The sequence below is a fragment of the Metabacillus halosaccharovorans genome (assembly GCF_002019635.1).
GTDB classification, from domain to species: Bacteria; Bacillota; Bacilli; order Bacillales; family Bacillaceae; genus Metabacillus; species Metabacillus halosaccharovorans.
The window spans coordinates 2,586,825-2,593,106 of sequence record NZ_KV917371.1 but is presented as its reverse complement, the minus strand read 5'-3'; the positions used below and the strand labels follow the sequence as shown (position 1 = coordinate 2,593,106).

General features: G+C 49.6%; 1 protein-coding gene, 5 tRNA genes and 3 rRNA genes. All 9 read right to left on the bottom strand.

Annotated features, from left to right (window positions below; genetic code table 11):
* Positions 1-47 precede the first annotated feature (47 nt).
* The 9 genes from BK577_RS12495 to BK577_RS12455 all read right to left on the bottom strand — a co-directional run bounded on the left by BK577_RS12495 (position 48) and on the right by BK577_RS12455 (position 6,226).
* Positions 48-122, bottom strand: a tRNA-Gly gene (locus BK577_RS12495).
* 10 nt (positions 123-132) lie between these two features.
* Positions 133-218, bottom strand: a tRNA-Leu gene (locus BK577_RS12490).
* Between the two features lie 12 nt (positions 219-230).
* A tRNA-Lys gene (locus BK577_RS12485) sits at positions 231-306 on the bottom strand.
* A 19-nt stretch (positions 307-325) separates the two neighbouring features.
* A tRNA-Thr gene (locus BK577_RS12480) sits at positions 326-401 on the bottom strand.
* Between the two features lie 23 nt (positions 402-424).
* Positions 425-500, bottom strand: a tRNA-Val gene (locus BK577_RS12475).
* Positions 501-584: 84 nt separating this feature from the next.
* Positions 585-700, bottom strand: a 5S ribosomal RNA gene (gene rrf / locus BK577_RS12470).
* Positions 701-955: 255 nt separating this feature from the next.
* Positions 956-3,885, bottom strand: a 23S ribosomal RNA gene (locus BK577_RS12465).
* Between the two features lie 358 nt (positions 3,886-4,243).
* A 16S ribosomal RNA gene (locus BK577_RS12460) occupies positions 4,244-5,794 on the bottom strand.
* Together the 16S, 23S and 5S rRNA genes with 5 tRNA genes alongside form the textbook arrangement of a ribosomal RNA operon.
* A gap of 252 nt (positions 5,795-6,046) precedes the next feature.
* A complete protein-coding gene (locus BK577_RS12455) occupies positions 6,047-6,226 on the bottom strand; it encodes a hypothetical protein (RefSeq protein WP_078433130.1) in 180 nt (59 codons plus the stop codon).
* Positions 6,227-6,282 lie beyond the last annotated feature (56 nt).

Below are 6,282 nucleotides of genomic sequence, written 5' to 3'. Positions count from 1 at the left end.
GATTTTAAGTCCTGTGCGTCTGCCAGTTCCGCCACCCCGGCACTTACTGGAGCGGAAGACGGGATTCGAACCCGCGACCCCCACCTTGGCAAGGTGGTGTTCTACCACTGAACTACTTCCGCTTGATATTAATGGTGCGGGTGAAGGGACTTGAACCCCCACGTCACAAGGACACTAGATCCTAAGTCTAGCGCGTCTGCCAATTCCGCCACACCCGCACGGTGTGTAAATGGTGAGCCATGAAGGACTCGAACCTTCGACCCTCTGATTAAAAGTCAGATGCTCTACCAACTGAGCTAATGGCTCATTAAATAATAATAATGAGTGGTGCCGGCGAGAGGACTTGAACCCCCAACCTACTGATTACAAGTCAGTTGCTCTACCAGTTGAGCTACACCGGCTTAGTATTATGTTTGAAATATTATGGTGGAGGATGACGGGATCGAACCGCCGACCCCCTGCTTGTAAGGCAGGTGCTCTCCCAGCTGAGCTAATCCTCCGAAGCACAGGATGTGCAAGTGCATGCGTTGCGACAGGACGTCGCGAATTTAGCATGCCTTCCTTTTGTATAACATTCTATTACAACCTGGCAATGTCCTACTCTCACAGGAGGAAACCTCCAACTACCATCGGCGCTGAAGAGCTTAACTTCCGTGTTCGGCATGGGAACGGGTGTGACCTCTTCGCCATCATCACCAGATAACTGCGACAAGAATGATTATACTATTTTGAAAGAATTTTTCAAGTCTTTTTTTAAAAAACTTTAAATATTCCTTCAAAACTAGATAACGATTCACAATTCAATTCACTCTACTGAGTTTATGCTCTTACTTTGTCCAGCTCCAGAAGCCAAATCCTACGGTAATTTCACTCTCTCAAAGAAGTCAAAGAACGACTTCATCTCGATCGCTCCAATTCCCTATGGATTTAAGCGGGCTTCTTCCGCTTTTCTATTTAGGTTAAGTCCTCGATCGATTAGTATCAGTCAGCTCCACACGTCACCGCGCTTCCACCTCTGACCTATCAACCTGATCATCTTTCAGGGATCTTACTCACTAATGTGATGGGAAATCTCATCTTGAGGGGGGCTTCATGCTTAGATGCTTTCAGCACTTATCCCTTCCGCACATAGCTACCCAGCTATGCCTTTGGCAAGACAACTGGTACACCAGCGGTGCGTCCATCCCGGTCCTCTCGTACTAAGGACAGCTCCTCTCAAATTTCCTACGCCCACGACGGATAGGGACCGAACTGTCTCACGACGTTCTGAACCCAGCTCGCGTACCGCTTTAATGGGCGAACAGCCCAACCCTTGGGACCGACTACAGCCCCAGGATGCGATGAGCCGACATCGAGGTGCCAAACCTCCCCGTCGATGTGGACTCTTGGGGGAGATAAGCCTGTTATCCCCGGGGTAGCTTTTATCCGTTGAGCGATGGCCCTTCCATGCGGAACCACCGGATCACTAAGCCCGACTTTCGTCCCTGCTCGACTTGTAGGTCTCGCAGTCAAGCTCCCTTGTGCCTTTACACTCTACGAATGATTTCCAACCATTCTGAGGGAACCTTTGGGCGCCTCCGTTACATTTTAGGAGGCGACCGCCCCAGTCAAACTGCCCACCTGACACTGTCTCCCAGCCCGATCAGGGCTGTGGGTTAGAATTTCAATACAGCCAGGGTAGTATCCCACCGACGCCTCCACCGAAGCTAGCGCTCCGGCTTCTCAGGCTCCTACCTATCCTGTACAAGCTGTACCAAAATTCAATATCAGGCTACAGTAAAGCTCCACGGGGTCTTTCCGTCCTGTCGCGGGTAACCTGCATCTTCACAGGTACTATAATTTCACCGAGTCTCTCGTTGAGACAGTGCCCAGATCGTTACGCCTTTCGTGCGGGTCGGAACTTACCCGACAAGGAATTTCGCTACCTTAGGACCGTTATAGTTACGGCCGCCGTTTACTGGGGCTTCGGTTCAAAGCTTCGCTTGCGCTAACCTCTCCCCTTAACCTTCCAGCACCGGGCAGGCGTCAGCCCCTATACTTCGCCTTGCGGCTTCGCAGAGACCTGTGTTTTTGCTAAACAGTCGCCTGGGCCTATTCACTGCGGCTTTTCCGGGCTATTCACCCTAAAAAGCACCCCTTCTCCCGAAGTTACGGGGTCATTTTGCCGAGTTCCTTAACGAGAGTTCTCTCGCTCACCTTAGGATTCTCTCCTCGCCTACCTGTGTCGGTTTGCGGTACGGGCACCTCTCACCTCGCTAGAGGCTTTTCTTGGCAGTGTGGAATCAGGAACTTCGGTACTATAGTTCCCTCGCCATCACAGCTCAGCTTATGTGACAATGGGATTTGCCTCATTGTCAGCCTAACTGCTTGGACGCGCATATCCAACAGCGCGCTTACCCTATCCTTCTGCGTCCCCCCATTGCTCAAATGGTGAGGAGGTGGTACAGGAATTTCAACCTGTTGGCCATCGCCTACGCCTTTCGGCCTCGGCTTAGGTCCCGACTAACCCTGAGCGGACGAGCCTTCCTCAGGAAACCTTAGGCATTCGGTGGAGGGGATTCTCACCCCTCTTTCGCTACTCATACCGGCATTCTCACTTCTAAGCGCTCCACGAGTCCTTCCGGTCTCGCTTCTCAGCCCTTAGAACGCTCTCCTACCATTGTTCTAAAAGAACAATCCACAGCTTCGGTGATACGTTTAGCCCCGGTACATTTTCGGCGCAGAGTCACTCGACCAGTGAGCTATTACGCACTCTTTAAATGGTGGCTGCTTCTAAGCCAACATCCTGGTTGTCTAAGCAACTCCACATCCTTTTCCACTTAACGTATACTTTGGGACCTTAGCTGGTGGTCTGGGCTGTTTCCCTCTTGACTACGGATCTTATCACTCGCAGTCTGACTCCTGAACATAAGTCTTTGGCATTCGGAGTTTGACTGAATTCGGTAACCCGATGGGGGCCCCTAGTCCAATCAGTGCTCTACCTCCAAGACTCTCATTTCAAGGCTAGCCCTAAAGCTATTTCGGAGAGAACCAGCTATCTCCAAGTTCGATTGGAATTTCTCCGCTACCCACACCTCATCCCCGCACTTTTCAACGTGCGTGGGTTCGGGCCTCCATTCAGTGTTACCTGAACTTCACCCTGGACATGGGTAGATCACCTGGTTTCGGGTCTACGACCACGTACTCATTCGCCCTATTCAGACTCGCTTTCGCTGCGGCTCCGTCTTATCAACTTAACCTTGCACGGGATCGTAACTCGCCGGTTCATTCTACAAAAGGCACGCCATTACCCATTAACGGGCTTTGACTACTTGTAGGCACACGGTTTCAGGATCTCTTTCACTCCCCTTCCGGGGTGCTTTTCACCTTTCCCTCACGGTACTGGTTCACTATCGGTCACTAGGGAGTATTTAGCCTTGGGAGATGGTCCTCCCTGCTTCCGACGGGATTTCACGTGTCCCGCCGTACTCAGGATCCACTCTGGAGGGAACGAAGTTTCAACTACAGGGTTGTTACCTTCTTTGACGGGCCTTTCCAGACCTCTTCATTTACTCCGTTCCTTTGTAACTCCGTATAGAGTGTCCTACAACCCCAAGAGGCAAGCCTCTTGGTTTGGGCTAATTCCGTTTCGCTCGCCGCTACTCAGGAAATCGCGTTTGCTTTCTCTTCCTCCGGGTACTTAGATGTTTCAGTTCCCCGGGTCTGCCTTTATTACCCTATGTATTCAGGTAAAAATACTACTCCATTACGAGCAGTGGGTTTCCCCATTCGGAAATCTCCGGATCAAAGCTTACTTACAGCTCCCCGAAGCATATCGGTGTTAGTACCGTCCTTCATCGGCTCCTAGTGCCAAGGCATCCACCGTGCGCCCTTAACAACTTAACCTTCGGCGAACGATAAGCTGCAGATTACTTCGTTGGCTTCGCGTTCTGCGGTGCTCATGGACAAAATACGTCCACTCCGCTCCTCAAACACTCGCCGCCTCGTACTCTTTGCTTCTCCTTCGCCTTAGGATATCAGTACTTACTGAATATCCGTTCTATTATTAAGAGAATCACTAAACTAAGCGTTTAAACTCAGTGAATTACTTGAATTGTTTTCGTTATCTAGTTTTCAAGGAACATAAAGCACAGGATCATCAAATGCTGAATGCATTTTCACTCCTATGTGTTTTCTTACTTATTGAAAGATCGTATGATCTCTCAAAACTAAACAAAATACCAAGCATGCCTCATATCCTTAGAAAGGAGGTGATCCAGCCGCACCTTCCGATACGGCTACCTTGTTACGACTTCACCCCAATCATCTGTCCCACCTTAGGCGGCTGGCTCCTTACGGTTACCCCACCGACTTCGGGTGTTACAAACTCTCGTGGTGTGACGGGCGGTGTGTACAAGGCCCGGGAACGTATTCACCGCGGCATGCTGATCCGCGATTACTAGCGATTCCGGCTTCATGCAGGCGAGTTGCAGCCTGCAATCCGAACTGAGAATGGTTTTATGGGATTGGCTTGACTTCGCAGTCTTGCAGCCCTTTGTACCATCCATTGTAGCACGTGTGTAGCCCAGGTCATAAGGGGCATGATGATTTGACGTCATCCCCACCTTCCTCCGGTTTGTCACCGGCAGTCACCTTAGAGTGCCCAACTGAATGCTGGCAACTAAGATCAAGGGTTGCGCTCGTTGCGGGACTTAACCCAACATCTCACGACACGAGCTGACGACAACCATGCACCACCTGTCACTTCGTCCCCCGAAGGGGAACCTTCTATCTCTAGAAGTAGCGAAGGATGTCAAGACCTGGTAAGGTTCTTCGCGTTGCTTCGAATTAAACCACATGCTCCACCGCTTGTGCGGGCCCCCGTCAATTCCTTTGAGTTTCAGTCTTGCGACCGTACTCCCCAGGCGGAGTGCTTAATGCGTTTGCTGCAGCACTAAAGGGCGGAAACCCTCTAACACTTAGCACTCATCGTTTACGGCGTGGACTACCAGGGTATCTAATCCTGTTCGCTCCCCACGCTTTCGCGCCTCAGCGTCAGTTACAGACCAGAGAGTCGCCTTCGCCACTGGTGTTCCTCCACATCTCTACGCATTTCACCGCTACACGTGGAATTCCACTCTCCTCTTCTGCACTCAAGTTCCCCAGTTTCCAATGACCCTCCACGGTTGAGCCGTGGGCTTTCACATCAGACTTAAGAAACCGCCTGCGCGCGCTTTACGCCCAATAATTCCGGACAACGCTTGCCACCTACGTATTACCGCGGCTGCTGGCACGTAGTTAGCCGTGGCTTTCTGGTTAGGTACCGTCAAGGTACCAGCAGTTACTCTGGTACTTGTTCTTCCCTAACAACAGAACTTTACGACCCGAAGGCCTTCATCGTTCACGCGGCGTTGCTCCGTCAGACTTTCGTCCATTGCGGAAGATTCCCTACTGCTGCCTCCCGTAGGAGTCTGGGCCGTGTCTCAGTCCCAGTGTGGCCGATCACCCTCTCAGGTCGGCTACGCATCGTTGCCTTGGTGAGCCGTTACCTCACCAACTAGCTAATGCGCCGCGGGTCCATCTGTAAGTGACAGCTAAAAGCCGTCTTTCAATTTTGAACCATGCGGTTCAAAATGTTATCCGGTATTAGCTCCGGTTTCCCGGAGTTATCCCAATCTTACAGGCAGGTTACCCACGTGTTACTCACCCGTCCGCCGCTAATCTTTGGGAGCAAGCTCCCTCAGATTCGCTCGACTTGCATGTATTAGGCACGCCGCCAGCGTTCGTCCTGAGCCAGGATCAAACTCTCCAATAAAGTGTTTGATATAGCTCATAAAAGTTTGTACTTTATAGTACGTTTTTGTTAATCGAAATTAACGTTGGCACGCTTGGTTTTGTTTAGTTTTCAAAGATCATTTGTTTGTCGTTCTCTCAGAAGCGACTTTATCAATATAACACTTAGTGAATCGTGTGTCAACTTCTTTTTTATTGTTTTTTTAAAGAAGTTTTTCTAGATCGCTCAGCAGCGACGTTTAATAATATATCACCTTTAATTCCTAAGGTCAACCTAATTTTCAAACTTTTTTTTGATACTAAATAAAACATTTATTCTTTCTTGAAGGGCTCTTCTTTTTACCCAATTAGAACTATCAATAGTTCCTATAAGTTCATGAGCTTCCCTAATCTCACGACTAATTATGCTTTCAAGTTCAATTTTCTCTTTTTCATGTAACAAGTAATAAATCATTTTTAAACCTCCCCTTACATTCTTTCTAAACATTTGGGTTTTTAATCATTTTAATT

What these genes read in the sequence shown, in the direction of transcription:
- BK577_RS12455 (WP_078433130.1), bottom strand. Translation starts at nt 6,226, where the DNA reads ATGATTTATTACTTGTTACATGAAAAAGAGAAAATTGAACTTGAAAGC.